This is a genomic window from Streptomyces sp. NRRL WC-3626, from assembly GCF_000718785.1.
Taxonomy (GTDB): domain Bacteria; phylum Actinomycetota; class Actinomycetes; order Streptomycetales; family Streptomycetaceae; genus Streptomyces; species Streptomyces edwardsiae.
The window spans coordinates 557201-575274 of record NZ_JOCA01000006.1; the positions used below are offsets into that span (position 1 = coordinate 557201).

At 70.5% G+C, this 18074-nt stretch carries 18 protein-coding genes and 1 pseudogene; 14 read left to right on the forward strand and 5 right to left on the reverse strand.

What is annotated here, in order from left to right:
* The first annotated feature begins 9 nt into the window (after positions 1 to 9).
* The 5 genes from IF28_RS0113095 (at position 10) to IF28_RS0113115 (ending at position 4282) form a co-directional block, all read left to right on the forward strand.
* The gene (locus IF28_RS0113095; protein WP_030218357.1) at positions 10 to 1314 is read left to right on the forward strand and encodes a TrpB-like pyridoxal phosphate-dependent enzyme; all 1305 of its coding nucleotides are present in this window, start codon (positions 10 to 12) and stop codon (positions 1312 to 1314) included.
* Between the two features lie 71 nt (positions 1315 to 1385).
* Entirely contained in the window at positions 1386 to 2102 is a 717-nt protein-coding gene (locus IF28_RS0113100; RefSeq protein WP_051713730.1) for a flavodoxin family protein, read from the forward strand.
* 79 nt (positions 2103 to 2181) lie between these two features.
* On the forward strand, positions 2182 to 2526 hold the full coding sequence (locus tag IF28_RS0113105) for a cupin domain-containing protein (RefSeq protein ID WP_030218361.1): 345 nt from the start codon (positions 2182 to 2184) through the stop codon (positions 2524 to 2526).
* Positions 2523 to 2843: a chorismate mutase gene (locus tag IF28_RS0113110; RefSeq protein ID WP_030218362.1), complete on the forward strand. Its 321-nt coding sequence runs from the start codon at positions 2523 to 2525 to the stop codon at positions 2841 to 2843. The genes IF28_RS0113105 and IF28_RS0113110 overlap by 4 nt, the downstream gene beginning before the upstream one ends.
* Positions 2840 to 4282 carry a UbiD family decarboxylase gene (locus tag IF28_RS0113115; RefSeq protein WP_030218366.1) on the forward strand — a complete coding sequence of 481 codons (1443 nt, stop codon included), beginning with the start codon at positions 2840 to 2842 and terminating at the stop codon, positions 4280 to 4282. The genes IF28_RS0113110 and IF28_RS0113115 overlap by 4 nt, the downstream gene beginning before the upstream one ends.
* Before the next feature lie 2 nt (positions 4283 to 4284).
* Here the strand turns inward: IF28_RS0113115 and IF28_RS0113120 are convergent, their stop codons facing one another.
* Positions 4285 to 5805 carry a PLP-dependent aminotransferase family protein gene (locus tag IF28_RS0113120; RefSeq protein ID WP_030218369.1) on the reverse strand — a complete coding sequence of 507 codons (1521 nt, stop codon included), beginning with the start codon at positions 5803 to 5805 and terminating at the stop codon, positions 4285 to 4287.
* A gap of 150 nt (positions 5806 to 5955) precedes the next feature.
* On the opposite strand from IF28_RS0113120, the gene tnpA reads away from it, so the two are divergent.
* Both tnpA and IF28_RS0113130 read left to right on the forward strand, forming a co-directional pair.
* On the forward strand, positions 5956 to 6384 hold the full coding sequence (tnpA, locus tag IF28_RS0113125) for an IS200/IS605 family transposase (RefSeq protein ID WP_030218372.1): 429 nt from the start codon (positions 5956 to 5958) through the stop codon (positions 6382 to 6384).
* Positions 6381 to 7589 (forward strand): RNA-guided endonuclease InsQ/TnpB family protein, encoded by a 1209-nt coding sequence (locus tag IF28_RS0113130; protein WP_030218375.1) that lies wholly within the window; start codon positions 6381 to 6383, stop codon positions 7587 to 7589. The genes tnpA and IF28_RS0113130 overlap by 4 nt, the downstream gene beginning before the upstream one ends.
* Before the next feature lie 72 nt (positions 7590 to 7661).
* Here the strand turns inward: IF28_RS0113130 and IF28_RS0113135 are convergent, their stop codons facing one another.
* On the reverse strand, positions 7662 to 8483 hold the full coding sequence (locus IF28_RS0113135) for a serine hydrolase domain-containing protein (RefSeq protein ID WP_030218378.1): 822 nt from the start codon (positions 8481 to 8483) through the stop codon (positions 7662 to 7664).
* 145 nt (positions 8484 to 8628) lie between these two features.
* Between IF28_RS0113135 and IF28_RS0113140 the strand changes: the two genes are divergently transcribed.
* The gene (locus IF28_RS0113140; RefSeq protein WP_030218381.1) at positions 8629 to 9102 is read left to right on the forward strand and encodes a MerR family transcriptional regulator; all 474 of its coding nucleotides are present in this window, start codon (positions 8629 to 8631) and stop codon (positions 9100 to 9102) included.
* 70 nt (positions 9103 to 9172) lie between these two features.
* Here the strand turns inward: IF28_RS0113140 and IF28_RS0113145 are convergent, their stop codons facing one another.
* Both IF28_RS0113145 and IF28_RS0113150 read right to left on the reverse strand, forming a co-directional pair.
* A complete protein-coding gene (locus IF28_RS0113145; protein WP_030218384.1) occupies positions 9173 to 10018 on the reverse strand; it encodes a DUF4429 domain-containing protein in 846 nt (281 codons plus the stop codon).
* A 66-nt stretch (positions 10019 to 10084) separates the two neighbouring features.
* Positions 10085 to 11302, reverse strand: coding sequence for an alpha/beta hydrolase (locus IF28_RS0113150; RefSeq protein ID WP_030218394.1), 1218 nt, complete (start codon positions 11300 to 11302; stop codon positions 10085 to 10087).
* Positions 11303 to 11467: 165 nt separating this feature from the next.
* On the opposite strand from IF28_RS0113150, the gene IF28_RS0113155 reads away from it, so the two are divergent.
* Positions 11468 to 11770, forward strand: coding sequence for a hypothetical protein (locus IF28_RS0113155; protein WP_030218395.1), 303 nt, complete (start codon positions 11468 to 11470; stop codon positions 11768 to 11770).
* Between the two features lie 210 nt (positions 11771 to 11980).
* On the opposite strand, the gene aceE is transcribed toward IF28_RS0113155, so the two are convergent.
* Entirely contained in the window at positions 11981 to 14728 is a 2748-nt protein-coding gene (gene aceE, locus IF28_RS0113160; protein WP_030218398.1) for a pyruvate dehydrogenase (acetyl-transferring), homodimeric type, read from the reverse strand.
* 402 nt (positions 14729 to 15130) lie between these two features.
* Between aceE and IF28_RS0113165 the strand changes: the two genes are divergently transcribed.
* The 5 genes and pseudogenes from IF28_RS0113165 to IF28_RS37760 all read left to right on the forward strand — a co-directional run.
* A complete protein-coding gene (locus IF28_RS0113165) occupies positions 15131 to 15568 on the forward strand; it encodes a DUF3052 domain-containing protein (protein WP_030218400.1) in 438 nt (145 codons plus the stop codon).
* A gap of 109 nt (positions 15569 to 15677) precedes the next feature.
* Entirely contained in the window at positions 15678 to 16136 is a 459-nt protein-coding gene (locus tag IF28_RS0113170; RefSeq protein WP_030218403.1) for a peroxiredoxin, read from the forward strand.
* 161 nt (positions 16137 to 16297) lie between these two features.
* On the forward strand, positions 16298 to 16873 hold the full coding sequence (locus IF28_RS0113175) for a calcium homeostasis/redox stress adaptation protein (RefSeq protein ID WP_030218406.1): 576 nt from the start codon (positions 16298 to 16300) through the stop codon (positions 16871 to 16873).
* 131 nt (positions 16874 to 17004) lie between these two features.
* Positions 17005 to 17580: a TerD family protein gene (locus tag IF28_RS0113180; RefSeq protein ID WP_030218409.1), complete on the forward strand. Its 576-nt coding sequence runs from the start codon at positions 17005 to 17007 to the stop codon at positions 17578 to 17580.
* 49 nt (positions 17581 to 17629) lie between these two features.
* Positions 17630 to 18074, forward strand: a pseudogene (locus IF28_RS37760) (DUF475 domain-containing protein); the annotation flags it as partial.

Below are 18074 nucleotides of genomic sequence, written 5' to 3' on the forward strand. Positions count from 1 at the left end.
GAAGTACCCATGTCCCGCACGAAGTTCCTGCTGTCCGAAGACCAACTGCCCACCACCTGGTACAACGTGGTGGCGGACCTGCCCAAGCCGCTGGAGCCGATGCTGCACCCCGGCACCCGGCAGCCCCTCACCCCCGACGACCTGGCACCGCTGTTCCCCGCGGAGCTGATAGCCCAGGAGTTCTCCACCGAGCGCGAGACCGACATCCCCGGCGCCGTGCTGGACGTCTACCGGCAGTGGCGGCCCAGCCCCCTGGTGCGGGCACGCCGGCTGGAGCGGGCGCTGGACACCCCGGCCCGTATCTACTTCAAGAACGAGGGCGTCAGCCCGGCCGGCAGCCACAAGCCCAACACCGCCGTCCCGCAGGCCTATTACAACAAGCAGGCCGGTGTCCAGCGGCTCATCACGGAGACCGGCGCCGGACAGTGGGGCAGCTCCCTGTCACTGGCCTGCCAGTACTTCGGCCTCGTCTGCGAGGTCTACATGGTCGCGGTGAGCTACCGGCAGAAGCCCTACCGCCGCGGCCTGATGGAGACCTACGGCGCCACCGTCACCGCCAGCCCCAGCGAGCACACCGAGGCCGGCCGGGCCGCCCTCGCCGCCGACCCCGACTCGCCGGGCAGCCTCGGCCTCGCCATCTCCGAGGCGGTGGAGGCCGCGGTGAGCAGCGGCGGCACCGCCAAGTACGCGCTCGGGTCGGTGCTCAACCACGTCCTGATGCACCAGACGATCATCGGCAAGGAGGCCCAGCTCCAGATGGAACTGGCCGAGGACTTCCCGGACATCGTCATCGGCGCGGCGGGCGGCGGCTCCAACTTCGGCGGCCTGGCTCTGCCGTTCCTCGGCGAGCAGCTGCGCGGCGGGCGCCCGGTGCGGGCCGTCGCCGTCGAACCCGCCTCGTGCCCGACCATGACCGAGGGCCGCTTCGACTACGACTTCGGCGACACCGCCGGCATGACACCGCTGACCAAGATGCACACCCTCGGCCACGACTTCGTGCCGCCGAGCATCCACGCGGGCGGCCTGCGCTACCACGGCATGTCCCCGATCATCAGCCAGCTCAAGGAGTTCGGCTTCCTGGAGGCCCGCGCGGTGCCGCAGACCGCGTGCTTCGAGGCGGGCGTCACCTTCGCCCGCAACGAGGGCATCGTGCCCGCCCCGGAGTCCACGCACGCGGTGCGCGCCGCCATCGACGAGGCGCTCGTCTGCAAGGAGACCGGCGAGGCGAAGAGCATCCTCTTCTCCCTCTCCGGGCACGGCCACTTCGACATGCAGGCCTACATCGACTACTTCGGCGGCAAGCTGACCGACTGACCGACCGGCGCGACAAAGGCGGGGCGGGACGGGGAGCCCACCCCGCCGGGCGATCACATCAGGGGGAGATCATGCGCACAGCAGAGGCGACACCGCAGTCCATACGCGAGGACCGGCCCGTGATCCTCGGCATCTCGGGGTCCGAACGGGCCGGCGGCAACACCGATCTGGCACTCCAGTACGCGGGGAAACTGGTGCGTGAACGCGGCGCCGAGTTCCAGGCCGTGTATCTGCGCGACCACCGCATCTCGCCGTGCAGCCCGTGCGGCGACTGCAACAACCGCACCAGCGCCTGCGGGCTGGGGGACGACATGCCCGCCGTCGTCGACCGGATGCGGCAGGCCGACGGGATCATCTACGCCGTACCGGTGCACGGCTTCGGCCTCGCCCACCTCATGCAGATCTTCATCGAGCGGGCCGGCGTCGGCTATCTGCGCTTCGACCGGCCGCTCGCCAACAAGGTCGGCGGCATCATCGTCACCGCCCGCCGCTACAGCGACGCCTCCGTACACAACCAGCTCGTCGACAACCTGCTGCTCAACCGGATGATCCTGGTGGGCAGCGGCTTCCCGGCCCTGCTGCGCAACACGTCGAAGAAGCCGGGCCTCAACGACCCCGAGGGCGTCGACGCCCTGGAGCGCATGGCCCACCGGATGGTCGACATGACCCTGCTGCTGCGCCGCCACCGCTCGGTGACGGGCGAGCCCGTCCTGCCGGTCGACGACCGCAACGAACGCGTCGTACGCCGGCACCCGCACCTCGTGGACGGCACCCGGCGTCCCGCCTGACCGCACCGCACCGCACCGCACCACGCCGTCCCGTACCGCTCCTCACATCCGACCGACCCCATATGACCAGGAGGGCCCCATGTCCACCGTCACCCCCGCCGTCGTCGGCATCGACTTCGACGACATCCCCTGGGAGAAGTGGCACAAGCCCGGCGCCGACGGCCGGGTGAAGATCGCCTACACCGGAGGGTTCCGGGTGCGCCTGCTGGAGCTCCCCGCAGGCTTCGACGAGCAGCACTGGTGCGAGCGCGGACACCAGGGATACGTGCTGCGGGGCGAGTTCACCATCCACTTCGACGACCGCTCGGTGCCCTGCCGTCCCGGCATGGGCTTCGTCATCCCCGGTGACGAACGGCACCGCTCCCAGGGCTCCGACACCGAACCCACCGTCGTCTACGTCGTCGACGAGGTGCCCGCGCCATGAGCGGCTCGGACAGAATCGGGGAACTGCGCCTCTCCATCGACGCACTCGACCGGGACATCGTCGCCCTGCTCGCCGAACGCACCGCCGTCGTCCGTGAGCTGACCGAGTTCAAGCGCGATGAACAGACGGTCCGCTCGCCCGGACGGGTGGAAGAGGTGATCGCCAGGGTGCGTGACCTCGCCGACGCGCACGGCATGCCGCCCGGCATCGCGGAGGCCGTGTACCGCACCCTGATCGAGGAGTTGACGGCGCTCCAGCTGGAGCGCCTCGCCGAACGGCGTGCCGTCCCGCCCCCGGCCGCGAACGGGGCCGCATGACGCGCCGCGGGCTCGCCGATCTGCGCACCGCGCTCGCCGGGCTCGACCCGCTGCCCGGCGAGCTGGTGCGGGTCCGGGAGGAGGTCCCGGCCCGGTACGGGGTCACCGCCCGGTACGCCAGGTTCGCCGGGACCCCCGCCCCGCCGCCCACCGGGCCGGGACCCGCCGTCCTGTTCGAGCGGGTGACGCCCGGCGAGGGCGGCGGGACGGCCCGCTCGGTCCTCATCGGCCTGTACGGGAGCCGCCGGCGCGCCGCGGGACTGCTCGGGCTCACCCCCGGCGAGATGGCGCCCCGGCTGCTCGACGCCGTGGCCTCACCGGTGCCGCCGACACGGGTGCCGGACGGCCGGGCACAGCCCCGTGCCGTGCTCGCGCCCGACCTGACCGCCCTGCCGGTGCCCGTCGTCACCGACGAGGACGCCGGACCGTATCTGACGCTCGGCGCGGTCCTGGCCACCGACCCCGACACCGGTGTGCGCAATCTGTCCGTGCACCGCATGTGCGTCCAGGGGCCCGACCGGCTGACCATCTGGATGGTCCCGGGCCGGGATCTGGAGGCGGCCCACCGGGCGGCCCGCCGCCGGGGCGAGAACCTGCCCGTCGCGATCCATCTGGGCCTCGGCCCGGCGCTGATGCTCGCCTCGTGCTGCCCGACCTCCCTGGTCCCGGCGGGCGTCGACGAGCTCGCCGTGGCGGGCGCCCTCGGCGGGGCCCCGGTCGGGCTCACCCGGTGCCGTACCGTCGACGCGGAGTGCGTCGCCCACGCCGAGTACGTCATCGAGGGCGAACTCCTCGCGGACCTGGCCCCGGAGAACCCGGACGGGCCCTGCGCCACGCCCGAGTTCCTCGGCTACCGGGGCCGTGCGCATCCGGCCCTGCCCACGGTGCGCGTCACCGGGATCACCGCACGCGACGGGGCGATCCTGCAGACGGTCTCCGGCCCGGGGCTCGAGCAGTCGGTGCTGCTCGGCTTCGGCATGGAGGCGGCGGTGCTGGGCCGGTTGCGCGCACTGGGGGCGCCGGTGGAGGGGGTGCACTGCCACACCGCGGGCGGCGGCCAGCTGATGGTGGTCGTCCAGTGGCGGCCGAAGCGGTCCGCCGCCGACGACCTGCTGGTCCGCGAGGCGGGTGTCACGGTCCTTGAGGAGTTCCGGATGGCCAAGCTGGTGGTCTCGGTGGACGAGGACGTCGACCCGGAGTCGGACGCGGACCTGTGGTGGGCGATGGCGACCCGGCTCCAGGCGGACCAGGACCTCACCGTCCTGACCGACCGCGAGGGTTTCCCCCTCGACCCCACCCAGTCCACCGCCTACTCGCCCGCCCTCTCCGCCGACGGACGCACCGCGAAGGCCCACTTCGACTGCACCGTCCCCTACACCCACCGCACCCGCTTCCACCGCCCCCGCTTCACCCAGCCCAGCCGTGCCTCCGGGGGGTGACGTCAGGTCCGGGGAGTCGCTTCGCGTACCGCTCTGTTCAGCAGGGCGACGCCCTCGGTGATGCGGGCCGTGGTCAGGGCGGCGTAGCCGACCAGGAACGTCGGTTCGGGCGGGGGACCGAGGACGAAGTAGCCGGACGCGGGGTATATCCGTACCCCGTGTGCGGCCGCCCGGTCCACGATCTCCCGCTCCGGCACCCCGCGCGCGCCCGTGAAGGTGACCAGGACGTGCAGCCCCGCCGCCTCCCCGGAGACCCGGACCTCGGCGCCGAAGTGCTCGTACAGCGCCTCCAGGAGCCGCATTCTGCGCTGCCGGTACAGCCGCGACATCCGGCTGATGTGCCGGGCGTACGCGCCCGTCGCGATGAAGTCGGCCAGTGCCTCCTGGGACACGGCCGGACTGAGCCGGTCGGTGATCCACTTGATGCCGAGGAACGGCCGCACGAGGTGCGGCGGCAGCACCGCGTACCCGATGCGCAGCGCGGGGAAGAGCGTCTTGCTGAAGCTGCCGACGTAGACGACCGTGCCGTGGTGCCGTTCCGCGGCGAGCGCGGGCAGCCGCTCGGCGGTGAAGGTGAACTCGTTGTGGTAGTCGTCCTCCAGGACCGTCGCCCCGCGTTCGTACGCCCAGGCGATCAGGGCCCGGCGCCGCCGCTTCGACATGATGAACCCGGTGGGGAACTGGTGCGACGGCGTCACGTACACCAGCCTCACCCGCTCCGGATCGTGCCCGTGCGCCCGCACCGCGGCGTCGATGTCCGCGACCCGCAGCCCCTCCTCGTCGACCGGAACGGGCACGACGGCGGCGTCGGAACACCCGAAGACCTGCCGCAGCACGGTGTGGCTGGGGTCCTCGATGACCACCACGTCACCCGGCCGGACCAGTGACCGCACCAGGATGTCCAGCGCCTGGGTGGCGCCGCCGGTCACCATGATGTTCTCCGGCGCGGCGTCCACGGCCCGGCTCTGCCGCACCAGCGCGGCGATCTGCGCCCGCAGCGCCGCCGAGCCCTCCGCCGGTCCGTAGCCGAGCGTGGCCGCGTCGGCCCGCCCGTACGCCTCGTGCAGCGACTGGCGCCACCGGGCGACCGGGAACGCGGCGAGCGCGGGGGTGCCGTGCCGGAAGTCCAGCACGTTGCCGGGGTGGCGGAGGACGGGCGGCGGCTCCCACGGCTGCCAGAGCGGATCGCCCCCGTCGGTGGGCCGGGGCGGGGAGGGCACCGTCTGCACGGTCCCGGACCGGCCCGTACCGCTCGGCACGGGTCCCGCGGGGAGCTCCGCGACCCGGGTGCCCGAGCCCCGCCGGGCCGTCACGACGCCCCGGGCACGCAGCAGTTCGTACGCCCGGATGATCACCGTACGGGAGACGCCCAGCTGCGCCGCGAGTTCGCGCGAGGCGGGCAGCGCGTCGCCGGGGCGCAGCCGCCCCGCGTGCACCAGGGCGGTGACCTGGTCGCACACCTGCTGCTGCAGCGTGGCACCGCCCTCCCGGTCGAGAGAGATGAGCAACTCGGTCGATCCCATCAGGACCTAGCCAGGGGACGCCCCGCTTCAGCGAGGTGGGGAATGGCTTCTGAGCCCTGCTCTGACCTCAACTGTGTGTGCGGATCTGCACTGTGCACCTGTGCTCACCTCTCTGCCGCACTAGACCTACGGCGTGTGTATAGTGATCGCGTGGCCGTGACCAGGAAGGTTCGCCGATTCTCCGGCGGCGTGTACGACCTCGGGCTCCACATCGTGTGGTGCCCGAAGTACCGCCGTCCGGTCCTCGGTGGCCGGGTCGCGGAGCGGCTGGACGAACTGATCCGGCAGAAGGCTGACGAACGCGGGTGGGAGATCATCGCCCTTGAGGTGATGCCCGACCACGTGCACCTGTTCGTGAAGCACGACCCGAAATCATCAGCCTCGTACGTGGCGAACCAGTTCAAGGGCTCCACGTCCCGCGTGCTGCGCGAGGAGTTCCCGCACCTGAAGTCACGGATGCCCACCCTGTGGTCGTCGTCGTACTTCGCGGCCTCGGTCGGCGCCGTCTCGGCGGCCACCGTCGAGAAGTACATCAACACCCAGTGGGAACGCCCGGGGAAGAAGGGGGACGTCTCGTGATCCGCGCGTACAAGTTCCTCCTGCGCCCCACCGCCCGTCAGGCGGTCACGCTCAGCGAGATGCTGCGGGACCACTGCTCCCTGTACAACGGTGCGTTGCAGGAACGCCGGGGCGCCTACCGGCACACCTCGAAGACCAGCGTCCGCTACGGCGACCAGTCCGCGCAGCTCAAGGACATCCGCGCCTTCGACCCCGAACATCAGGGCCGCTGGTCGTTCTCCTCTCAGCAGGCCACGCTGCGCCGCCTCGACAAGGCGTTCCAGGCGTTCTTCCGCCGCGTCAAGGCCGGGCAGACGCCGGGCTACCCACGGTTCAAAGGCGTCGGCCACTTCGACACCGTCACCTTCCCCAAGGACGGCGACGGCTGCCGCTGGGACTCCACCCCCCACGCCCCCCGGACCCGCGTCCGCCTCCAAGGCGTCGGGCACATCCGCGTGCACCAGCACCGGCCCGTACAAGGGCGCGTCAAGACGATCAGCGTCAAGCACGAAGGCAGCCGCTGGTACGTCGTCCTCTCCTGCGACAACGTGCCCGCTGAGGAGCTGCCGCCCACCGGAGGAAACGTCGGTATCGACATGGGCGTTGCCCACTTCCTGACCACCTCGGACGGCGAACACGTCGCCAACCCGCGCTTCCTCCAGGCGATGGCCGACGAGCTGGCCGAAGCGCAGCGGCACCTCGCGACGTTTCCGAAACGGACCCGGCAGCGCACCAAGAAGCATCGCGCCGCCGTCCGGAAGGTCGCCAAGCTGCACGGCAAGATCCGCCGTCAGCGCGCCGACTTCCACCACAAGACCGCCCGCGCGCTCGTAGTCGACCACGACGTGATCGCGCACGAGCGGCTCAACACGGCGGGCATGACCAAGAGCCCCACCCCCAAGGCCGACCCCGCCCGGCCCGGCAGCTTCCTGCCGAACGGCGCTGCCGCGAAGGCCGGACTCAACCGCAGCATCCTCGACGCGGGTTGGGCGCAGTTCCTCGGAATCCTGGCGAACAAGGCTGAGAGTGCCGGTCGCCTGACGGTTCCGGTGGACGCGCGCAACACCTCCTGCACGTGCCCCGACTGCGGGCACGTCGCGAAGGAGAACCGCGCCACCCAGTCGAAGTTCGCATGCGTCACGTGCGGTTTCACCGCGAACGCTGACCACGTCGGCGCGACGAATGTCCTCAACAGGGCCGGGCTGGCCCTCTGCGCGGCGGCTTAGCCACCGACGCAGGAAGCCCGCGCGTTTACGCGTGGGTGGAGTCACACGTCCCCCCTCGGTGATGCGCCGGGGTCAGCCGCGCAGCTCCGCCAGCACCGCGTCCGTGAACGGCGGCCACGCCTCGGTCGCCCACGGCCCGAAGGCCCGGTCGGCCAGGGCCACACAGGCCGCGCCCGCGTCCGGGTCGATCCACAGGAACGTGCCCGACTGGCCGAAGTGGCCGAACGTACGGGAGGAGGACGAAGTGCCCGTCCAGTGCGGGGACTTGGAGTCGCGGATCTCGAAGCCGAGGCCCCAGTCGTTGGGGCTCTGGTGGCCGTAGCCCGGCAGGACGCCCTTCGTGCCCGGGTACTGCACGGTCATCGCGGCGGCGACCGTGCGGGGGTCGAGCAGGCGCGGGGCCTGGACCTCGGCGGCGAACCGCAGCAGGTCGTCCACCGTCGACACCGCGTCCTTCGCCGGGGAGCCGTCGAGGGAGGTCCCGGTCATGCCGAGGGGCTCCAGCACCGCCTGCCGCAGATACTCGGCGAACGGGATCTCCGTCGCCTTGGCGACATGGTCGCCGAGCTGCTCGAAGCCCGCGTTCGAGTACAGCCGGCGCTCACCCGGCGCCGAGGTCACCCTGTGCTCGTCGAAGGCGAGCCCCGAGGTGTGCGCGAGGAGGTGCCGTACGGTCGAGCCGTCCGGGCCCGCCGGTTCGTCCAGCTCGATCGCGCCCTCCTCGTACGCCACCAGCACCGCGTACGCGGCCAGCGGCTTGGTGACCGAGGCCAGCGGGAAGCGGTGGCCGGCGGGGCCGTGGGTGTCGACGACGGTGCCGTCCGCCCGTACCGCACCCGCCGCGGCGGTGGGAACCGGCCAGTTCTCGATCAACGCGAGGCTCTTGAGCGACATGCCGTCGAGCCTAAGCGCTCAGCGGGCCGGTTCCGGCAAGGGGTCCGGCCCGGGAGTGAGGCCCGGCGCCGCGTACAGCGGCTTCTGCCCATTTCTCACCCGGGTCGCTTGCTTGGAGCGCACTCAAGGGTTTTAGCGTGGGGGTATGACGGTGACGGAGACGGAGACCACGGCGGAGGGCGGCGCGGACAGCTGCGCCGGGCCCCGGCAGGGAAATCGACGGCCGGACGGCGCGGACAAGTACACGATCAGCGAGGTCGTCGCCCTCACCGGGCTGACGGCGCACACCCTGCGCTGGTACGAGCGCATCGGACTGATGCCGCACATCGACCGGTCCCACACCGGGCAGCGGCGCTACAGCAACCGGGATCTCGACTGGCTCGACCTCGTGGGCAAGCTCCGCCTGACCGGGATGCCGGTCGCGGACATGGTGCGGTACGCGGAACTCGTCCGGTCGGGCGATGACACGTACACCGAGCGTTTCGAACTGCTCCGGCAGACCCGGGAGGACGTACTGACCCGCATCGCCGAACTCCAGGGCACGCTCGCCGTGCTCGACCGCAAGCTCGGCTTCTACGCGGACGCCGGGCGCGCCCTGGCCTCGGAGAGGACGGGCTGAAGGGGCGCGGGGAACCGCGCGATCAGCCACGGACGGCCCGAGGCCGGGACACCACCGCCGTCGGCGGACGCTAAAGCTCCGAGAGCAGCTGCGCCTTCTTCGAGGAGAACTCCTCGTCGGTCACCAGGCCCGCCTGGTGCAACTCCCCGAGGTGGCGGATCCGGTCCGCGATGTCGGCCGGGTCACGCCGCGCCCGCGCCGTCGGCACCACCACCGGCGCACAGCTCCGCACCGCGGCCAGCACCGCCGCCGCGAACGGCAGCGACTCGTGCACGGGCCCGTACCCCAGCCCGAACACCACCGCCGCCGGATCCTGGTCGGGCTGTCCCGCCGTGACCCCCGCGTCCCGCCGCAGCAGCCGCAGATGCCCCTCGAACACCTCCGGCGACCGCCACTCCACGCCGCTCAACTCGCCCACCGGGAAACGCTGGTCGCCGGCCTTCCACTTCGCCGACGACGCACCCGTCCAGAACCACCGGAACGACACCGCCGTACCGTCGAAACTCGCCTTCCCGTCGTACGCCTTGAACTGCAGCGGTACCTCGGGAGCCGTCACCAGATGGCGTTCGGCGGGCCCGGACTCGGTGAGCAGAGTGCGCAGTTCGTCGGCGTAGTACTCGGCGAGCGTCTCGCGCTCGGCGGGCAGCACCAGCCGGTAGGGGTCGGTGCTCTCCTTCAACTGCCCGGCGGCCGCCTCCATCAGCGGATCCGCACCGGGCCGCAGCTCGATGCGCAGCGCCACCGTGCCGCGCTTCCCCGGTGTGAGGGTCACCCCCTCGATCGCGTCCAGGGGTATCCGCCGCTCCCCGAGGGCCTGGAACAGCTTGGGTGTTCGAATCCCACGTTCGTAGCGGATGCGCACGGAGTCGGACCCGAACTCCCAGGCGGCATGAAATCCGGCCAGTACGTCACCCATGCGGCTCATCGTATGCGGCACGAGCTTCTCCGTCCCTTCTCCACGCATACCGCAGTATCTCCGCCTCTACGCGCGTCCGGTAGTGGTCGTACCGGACAAACCCGCCCGGCAGACGTCGTCCTCTCCCGCACAGGACACCGCGCGGTATGCGCCAACACCGATCTCGGCGAAGTTCCGCAGGCTGTCCGTGCCCGGTTCGAAGTACCCGGCGTGCCCCTTCGCCTCCCGTGCCGACAGCACCCGCGCACCGAATCCCGCCGCCACCGGGTCGGCCCCGTGGCCCAGTCCGCCGAGTTCCAGGTACGGCACGTCCTGGATCCAGTCGTCGGCGTCCCGCATCGCCCACACCCGGGCGGTGGTGCGCAGTTGGGCGGCGTTCTCGGCCCGCATGCCGGGGCTGCCGGCCACCGCGATGTCGGCCACCCGCTCCGGCAGCGTGTGCGCGGCGATCCCGCACACCACGGAGCCGTAGCTGTGGCAGAACAGCGACACCGGCGCGACGCCGGGCAGTCCCCGCACCAGCGCGTCCAGCCGCTCGGCGCCGTCCTCGGCGCGCATCGCCGTGGCCGCGTCCATGCCGAGGCCGCTGGGCGCGGTGTAGTCGGCCCAGGCGATCACGGCCGTACGGGTCGAGGGCGCCGCGTCCCGCTCGGCGGCGTACAGGGACTTCGCCATGCCGACGGGGGCCGAGTACGTGCGCCGGGTGCGCTGGAAGGTGAGCAGGTCGGTGTCGACGCCGGGGACGACGACCGAGATCCGCTCGGCCCTGCCCAGATCGCCGAAGACCTCGGCGACCCGGCCGGGGCCCGCGGGGTTGAAGGCGAGGATGTGCCGGCCCGGCTCCATCAGCGCCGCGAGGCGGGTCATCCGCAGGCCCGCCTGCCGCTGGCCCGAGGGCGTGAGACGGCGGTCGTGCCGGCGGGCGACTTCGATCTTGTGCGCCTGTTCCAGCGCGATGCGGTTGGCGCGGTAGCGCAGTCGGACCGGGGCGCCGTTCATATTGCCGACCGCGAGCGGATAGCGGCGGGCGAGGCTCGTGCGCTGTCCGTCGGTGAGCGTGGCGAAGAACCGGGCGAGCCGGGTCGGCGACGACTGCGGGTTCGGCAGCCGGTGGCCGGCTATCCGGCCGTGCTCCCAGGCGGTGAGCGATGCCTGTAGCGGAGCGGGGTGGCGCTGGTGGCGCAGCGCCGTCCACCCGGTCGTCGCCAGCATCACGAAGACGACGGCGAGCGCGAGCAACGCGCGCCAGACGTTCAATTGCGGGGAAGTGTCGAAGGAAGTCACTGGGAGGACACACTAGGAGAACGAGAGGGTCTCGCGTGAACCAAGTGACCGGTATCACGTTTCGTCGCGCCCGCGCCGTGCGCGACCGCCACCGCCGTACGGCGTGAATTCCCCGCCGATACGGGGGTACCCGCCAAGTCAACCAACCCTTAAAGGGAGTTGAGGATGGCGAGCTTCGGACACGGTACGCGCAGGCACCCCCGCACACGTGGCCGGACGTGGTCACGGTCCGGGCCGGATCGCGCGACCCTCGGAATCATCGGAGTCATCTGCGCGGTCGCCGGTTTCTTCGTGCTGGGGATCATCCTCGGCCCGGTGGCGATCGTCTGCGGCTGGCTGGCCATGGGCCGCAGCTGGGCGGGCTCCCGCTCGGTACCGGCCCTGGTCGCCCTGGTCCTGGGTGCCATCGACACGCTCCTGGCCCTCCTCTGGCTGGCCGGAGCGACAGCGGGCTACGGCATGCTCTGACGTAGCACGGCATGGGGGAGCCCCCGGCAAGCTGCCGGGGGCTCCCCCATGCCGCCCCGCAGCTGCGGGCAGTCGTGCCGCTGGGGCGGCACGGGTGGGCGCAGCGGCACTGCCGCGCCACGCGCCCCCCCCACACCGCACCCCCACGAGCCCCGCACCCCGCACCCCGCAAGCCCCCGCACCCCGCCCCCGGCCAAGCCCGGCGCGGCGCTACGCGTCACCCCCGGCCACACCCGGATCCGCAGCCGCCGCATCCAGCAACTGATACCGATCGATCGCCTGCTTCAGCACCGACCGGTCCACATGCCCCTCCCGCGCCAGCTCCGTCAGCACCGCCACCACCACCGACTGCGCGTCGATGTGGAAGAACCGCCGAGCGGCCCCCCGCGTGTCCGCGAACCCGAACCCGTCCGCACCCAGCGACTGATACGTCCCCGGCACCCACCGCGAGATCTGGTCCGGCACCGACCGCATCCAGTCGGACACCGCCACCACCGGCCCCCGCGCCGCCGCGAGCTTCCGCGTGACATACGGCACCCGCTGCTCCTCCTCCGGATGCAGCAGGTTGTGCCGCTCGCAGTCCACCGCCTCGCGCCGCAGCTCGTTCCAGGAGGTCGCCGACCAGACGTCCGCCCTGACGTCCCACTCCTCCGCGAGGATCCGCTGCGCCTCGATCGCCCACGGCAGCGCCACCCCGGACGCCAGGATCTGCGCCGGCATGGAGCCCGCCGTGCCCTCGCCGAAGCGGTAGAGGCCCTTGACGATGCCCTCCGCGTCCACGTTCTCGGGCTCGGCCGGGTGCCGGATCGGCTCGTTGTACACCGTCAGGTAGTAGAAGACGTCCTCGCCGTGCGGGAACTCCTCGGAGGAGCCGTACATCCGGCGCAGCCCGTCCCGCACGATGTGCGCGATCTCGAACCCGAACGCCGGGTCGTACGCGACACACCCGGGGTTCGTCGACGCCAGCAGCTGCGAGTGGCCGTCCGCGTGCTGGAGACCCTCACCGGTCAGCGTCGTACGCCCCGCCGTCGCGCCCAGGACGAAACCGCGCGCCATCTGGTCGGCCATCTGCCAGAACTGGTCACCGGTGCGCTGGAAACCGAACATCGAGTAGAAGACGTACACCGGGATGAGCGGCTCGCCGTGCGTGGCGTACGCCGAGCCCGCGGCGATCAGCGAGGCCGTGCAGCCGGCCTCGGAGATGCCGTCGTGCAGCATCTGCCCGTTCGGCGCCTCCTTGTAGGCGAGCAGCAGCTCCCGGTCCACCGACTCGTACTGCTGGCCGAGCGGGTTGTAGATCTTCGCACTCGGGAAGAACGAGTCCATGCCGAACGTGCGGTACTCGTCCGGCGCGATCAGTACGAACCTCCTGCCGATCTCCTTGTCCCGCATGAGGTCCTTGAGGAGCCGTACGAAGGCCATGGTCGTCGCGATGGACTGCTGGCCCGAACCCTTCTTCACGGTCGCGTACGTCTTGTCGTCGGGCAGCCGCAGCGGCTTCGACCGCACGACGCGGGTCGGCACGTACCCGCCGAGCGACTTGCGGCGGTCGTGCATGTACTGCATCTCCTCCGTGTCCGGCCCCGGGTGGTAGTAGGGCGGCAGACCGGATTCGAGGTCCTGGTCGGAGATCGGCAGATGCAGCCGGTCCCGGAAGTGCTTGAGGTCGTCGACCGTCAGCTTCTTCATCTGGTGCGTGGCGTTGCGGCCCTCGAAGTTCGGGCCCAGCGTCCAGCCCTTGACCGTCTTCGCGAGGATCACCGTGGGCTGGCCCTTGTGCTCGACCGCCGCCTGGTACGCCGCGTAGATCTTGCGGTGGTCGTGGCCGCCGCGCCCCAGATGCAGGATCTGGTCGTCGGTCATGCCCTCGACCATGGCGCGCAGCCGGTGGTCGTCACCGAAGAAGTGGTCGCGGATGTACTCGCCCGACTCGGTGGCGTACGTCTGGAACTGCCCGTCCGGCGTGGTGTTCATGCGGTTGACCAGCACGCCGTCCCGGTCCTGGGCGAGCAGCGGGTCCCAGGTGCGGTCCCAGATGAGCTTGATCACGTTCCAGCCGGCGCCCCGGAAGATCGACTCCAGCTCCTGGATGATCTTGCCGTTGCCGCGAACCGGGCCGTCCAGGCGCTGGAGGTTGCAGTTCACGACGAAGGTCAGGTTGTCCAGGCCCTCGCGCGCGGCGATGGACAGCTGGCCCAGCGACTCGGGCTCGTCCATCTCGCCGTCGCCGAGGAACGCCCACACGCGTGAGCGCGTGGTGTCCGCGATGCCGCGCGCGTGCATGTAGCGGTTCATCCGCGCCTGGTAGATCGCGCCGATCGGCCCGAGGCCCATCGACACGGTCGGGAACTCCCAGAAGTCCGGCATCAGCCGCGGGTGCGGGTACGACGACAGCGTGTACGGCGCCTTGGACTTCTCCTGGCGGAAGCCGTCCAGGTGCCGCTCGCTCAGCCGGTCCAGCAGATACGCGCGGGCGTAGATGCCGGGCGAGGCGTGGCCCTGGAAGAAGACCTGGTCGCCGCCGTCGCCCTCGTCCTTGCCGCGGAAGAAGTGGTTGAAGCCGACGTCGTACAGCGACGCGGAGGAGGCGAAGGTCGCGATGTGGCCGCCGACACCGATGCCGGGCCGCTGGGCGCGGGAGACCATCACCGCGGCGTTCCAGCGGGTCGCGTTGAGGATCCTGCGCTCGATCTCCTCGTTGCCCGGGAAGAACGGCTCCGCGCGGGTCGGAATCGTGTTGACGTAGTCCGTGCTGCGCATCTCGGGCACGGCCACGCGCTTCTCGCGGGCACGCTCGATGAGCCGCAGCATCAGATAGCGGGCCCGCTCCCGGCCGCGCTCGTCGACCGCGGCGTCGAGGGAGTCGAGCCACTCCTGCGTTTCCTCGGGATCGAAGTCAGGAACCTGACTCGGAAGGCCGCCAATGATGATCGGGTTGCGATCGGATGCGGAAGCCACGCTGTTCCTTACCTGTCAGAGGGCCGTGAGTCGGGCCGCTGTTCTGCCGGTACGGCCCGGATTGCGCCGATCCCATGGTCCACCTCGGGGCCGTCGCCGTCATCTCTACCGGGAGGTAATCCGCGGCCGGGGCCAGTACGGTGTCTATGGGGCTCGTCCATTCGAGTCTTCGCACACACAGACGGTTCCCAAAGGGCCAAACGGGGCACAAAGGTGTGGTGTGCGTCACTACAGGCCATGATGGTGTGCCTGGAGTTGCGGTGACCCGGCCAGGATCGTCACCGTTTCGTCGGTCTGCACGGCCGGGTACTTGCGCGATCCGTCCCGCCCGTGTGGACTACGGCCAAGCTTCGCGCACGCGCGTGGCTGAGATATTCCCAAGACATGATCAGGAGGCAACCCGTGAGCGCGACCGCGGACCACGCGGAGGAGCGGACGAACCCTGCCGCCAGGCTGGGGTTCCAGCCCGGGCAGGTGGTCCAGGAGATCGGCTACGACGACGACGTCGACCAGGAGCTCCGCGAGGCCATTGAGGGCGTCATCGAGAGCGACCTCGTCGACGAGGACTACGACGACGTGGCTGACGCCGTTGTGCTGTGGTTCCGCGACGACGACGGCGACCTGACGGATGCGCTGGTGGATGCCACCACGTACATCGAGGAAGGCGGCGCGATTCTGCTCCTCACGCCGAAGACCGGCCGTTCGGGCTATGTGGAGCCGAGCGACATCTCGGAGGCCGCCACCACGGCGGGCCTCACGGCGGCGAAGAGCGTCAGCGTCGGAAAGGACTGGAGCGGCAGCCGGCTGGCGACGCCCAAGGCGGCCAAGTCCAAGCGGTGAACCGTCGGCGGGCGGGCCGGTCGCGTGATGCGTCGGCCCGTCCGCCGGTATGCCGTACTCCCTGCGTAGGGTGGTCGTAGCGAACCACCTCGAAGGGATGAACACGACGATGGCGATCCAGGCCGGAGACAAGGCCCCCGACTTCGAGCTCAAGGACAACCACGGTGCGACCGTGGCGCTGTCCGACTTCCGCGGGCACAAGAACGTGGTGCTGCTGTTCTACCCGTTCGCCTTCACCGGTGTGTGCACCGGCGAGCTGTGCGAGGTCCGCGACCAGCTGCCGCGGTTCGCCGACCGCGACACCCAGGTGCTCGCCGTCTCCAACGACTCCATCCACACCCTGCGCGTCTTCGCCGAGCAGGAGGGCCTGGAGTACCCGCTGCTCAGCGACTTCTGGCCGCACGGCAACGTCTCGCGCGCGTACGGCGTCCTCGACGAGGACAAGGGCTGTGCCGTGCGCGGCACGTTCATCATCGACAAGGAGGGCGTCGTGCGCTGGACCGTGGTGAACGGTCTGCCGGACGCCCGTGACCTGAACGAGTACGTCAAGGCGCTCGACACCCTGTAGTCACGCCGGGGCGTGAGACGCCGGCGGTCCGGCCCGGCACCGGGGTGATTCCTCGGTCGCGGGGCATGCGGCAGCCGGGAACCCGTCACTAGGATCGACTCGTTGATCCGACATCCACCGCACTCAGGGGCTCCGCGCCCCAGGACACCAATGGAGGACTCGTGGGAGTCAGCCTCAGCAAGGGCGGCAACGTATCGCTGACCAAGGAGGCGCCGGGCCTGACCGCGGTCATCGTCGGTCTGGGGTGGGACATCCGCACCACGACCGGTACGGACTTCGACCTCGACGCCAGCGCGCTGCTGCTGAACAACAGCGGCAAGGTCTCCAGCGACGCGCACTTCATCTTCTTCAACAACCTGAAGAGCCCGGACGGCTCGGTCGAGCACACCGGCGACAACCTCACCGGTGAGGGCGAGGGCGACGACGAACAGATCAAGATCAACCTCGCCGGCGTCCCCGCCGACATCGAGAAGATCGTCTTCCCGGTCTCCATCTACGACGCCGAGAACCGCCAGCAGTCCTTCGGCCAGGTGCGCAACGCGTTCATCCGCGTCGTCAACCAGGCCGGCGAGGCCGAGATCGCCCGGTACGACCTCAGTGAGGACGCCTCCACCGAGACCGCGATGGTCTTCGGTGAGCTGTACCGGCACGGCGCGGAGTGGAAGTTCCGCGCCATCGGCCAGGGCTACGCCTCGGGCCTGCGCGGCATCGCGCAGGACTTCGGAGTGAACGTCTGAGTCGCCCGTGAAGGGCGGTCACGCCCGAGCAAGGCCGTCCCGTACGGCCACACCGCCCGGCGCCGCACGGTTTATGTGCGGCGCCGGACGTGTAGGACCACCGAAGAGACAAGATCCGGGGAGGGACCAAGATGGGCGTCACGCTTGCCAAAGGGGGCAATGTCTCCCTGTCCAAGGCCGCACCGAACCTCACGCAGGTGATGATCGGGCTCGGCTGGGACGCGCGCTCCACCACCGGAGCCGACTTCGACCTCGACGCCAGCGCGCTGATGTGCGGCGGCGGCCGGGTCATGGGGGACGAGTGGTTCATCTTCTACAACCAGCTCACGAGCCCCGACGGCTCCGTGGAGCACACCGGTGACAACCTCACCGGGGAGGGCGACGGCGACGACGAGTCCCTGCTGGTCGACCTCTCGAAGGTGCCGGAGCGGTGCGACAAGATCGTTTTTCCGGTCTCCATCCATATGGCCGATGAGCGCGGTCAGGCTTTCGGCCAGGTCAGCAATGCCTTCATCCGTGTGGTGAATCAGGCGGACGGTCAGGAACTCGCCCGTTACGACCTCAGCGAGGACGCCTCCACCGAAACGGCGATGATCTTCGGCGAGCTCTACCGCTACCAGGGTGAGTGGAAGTTCCGTGCGGTGGGACAGGGGTACGCGTCGGGGCTGCGCGGCATCGCTCTAGACTTCGGAGTCAACGTTTCGTAAAGCCGATCACGGCAGCGGGGGAGACCCGTTAACACACCTGGGGTAGCCAGTGGTTCTGAAAACCTTCGGCTGGTCGTTCGCGGTTACCGCGCTCGGTCTGGTCGCAGCGGTCCTCTTCGGGGGGTGGACCGCCTTCGGCATCGTGGCGATCCTCTCCGTGCTCGAGATCTCGCTGTCCTTCGACACGGCGGCGGCCATGCCGACAAGGCCGAGACGGTCCTGCTCGCCGGTATCGCGGGTCTGATCACGTACATGATCGTCGGTGGTCTCTCCGGCTACTTCGAGGACAAGCTCGAAGAGGAGGAGGAACACGAGCACGAGGAGGAGGAGAAAGCCGCGCGGGAGGGCAAGCCACGCTCGGCGGTCGCCCTGGCCGGCAAGGCCGCGTTCTTCATGTTCCTCTACCTCGAGGTCCTGGACGCGTCCTTCTCCTTCGACGGCGTGATCGGCGCGTTCGCCATCACCAACGACATCGTCCTGATGGCCCTGGGCCT

Bases quoted from the DNA above. Each gene is read 5' to 3' on its own strand.
- IF28_RS0113095 (WP_030218357.1), top strand. From the start codon at position 10: ATGTCCCGCACGAAGTTCCTGCTGTCCGAAGACCAACTGCCCACCACC.
- IF28_RS0113100 (WP_051713730.1), top strand. From the start codon at position 1,386: ATGCGCACAGCAGAGGCGACACCGCAGTCCATACGCGAGGACCGGCCC.
- IF28_RS0113105 (WP_030218361.1), top strand. From the start codon at position 2,182: ATGTCCACCGTCACCCCCGCCGTCGTCGGCATCGACTTCGACGACATC.
- IF28_RS0113110 (WP_030218362.1), top strand. From the start codon at position 2,523: ATGAGCGGCTCGGACAGAATCGGGGAACTGCGCCTCTCCATCGACGCA.
- IF28_RS0113115 (WP_030218366.1), top strand. From the start codon at position 2,840: ATGACGCGCCGCGGGCTCGCCGATCTGCGCACCGCGCTCGCCGGGCTC.
- IF28_RS0113120 (WP_030218369.1), bottom strand. From the start codon at position 5,805: ATGGGATCGACCGAGTTGCTCATCTCTCTCGACCGGGAGGGCGGTGCC.
- IF28_RS0113135 (WP_030218378.1), bottom strand. From the start codon at position 8,483: ATGTCGCTCAAGAGCCTCGCGTTGATCGAGAACTGGCCGGTTCCCACC.
- IF28_RS0113140 (WP_030218381.1), top strand. From the start codon at position 8,629: ATGACGGTGACGGAGACGGAGACCACGGCGGAGGGCGGCGCGGACAGC.
- IF28_RS0113145 (WP_030218384.1), bottom strand. From the start codon at position 10,018: ATGGGTGACGTACTGGCCGGATTTCATGCCGCCTGGGAGTTCGGGTCC.
- IF28_RS0113155 (WP_030218395.1), top strand. From the start codon at position 11,468: ATGGCGAGCTTCGGACACGGTACGCGCAGGCACCCCCGCACACGTGGC.
- IF28_RS0113170 (WP_030218403.1), top strand. From the start codon at position 15,678: ATGGCGATCCAGGCCGGAGACAAGGCCCCCGACTTCGAGCTCAAGGAC.
- IF28_RS0113180 (WP_030218409.1), top strand. From the start codon at position 17,005: ATGGGCGTCACGCTTGCCAAAGGGGGCAATGTCTCCCTGTCCAAGGCC.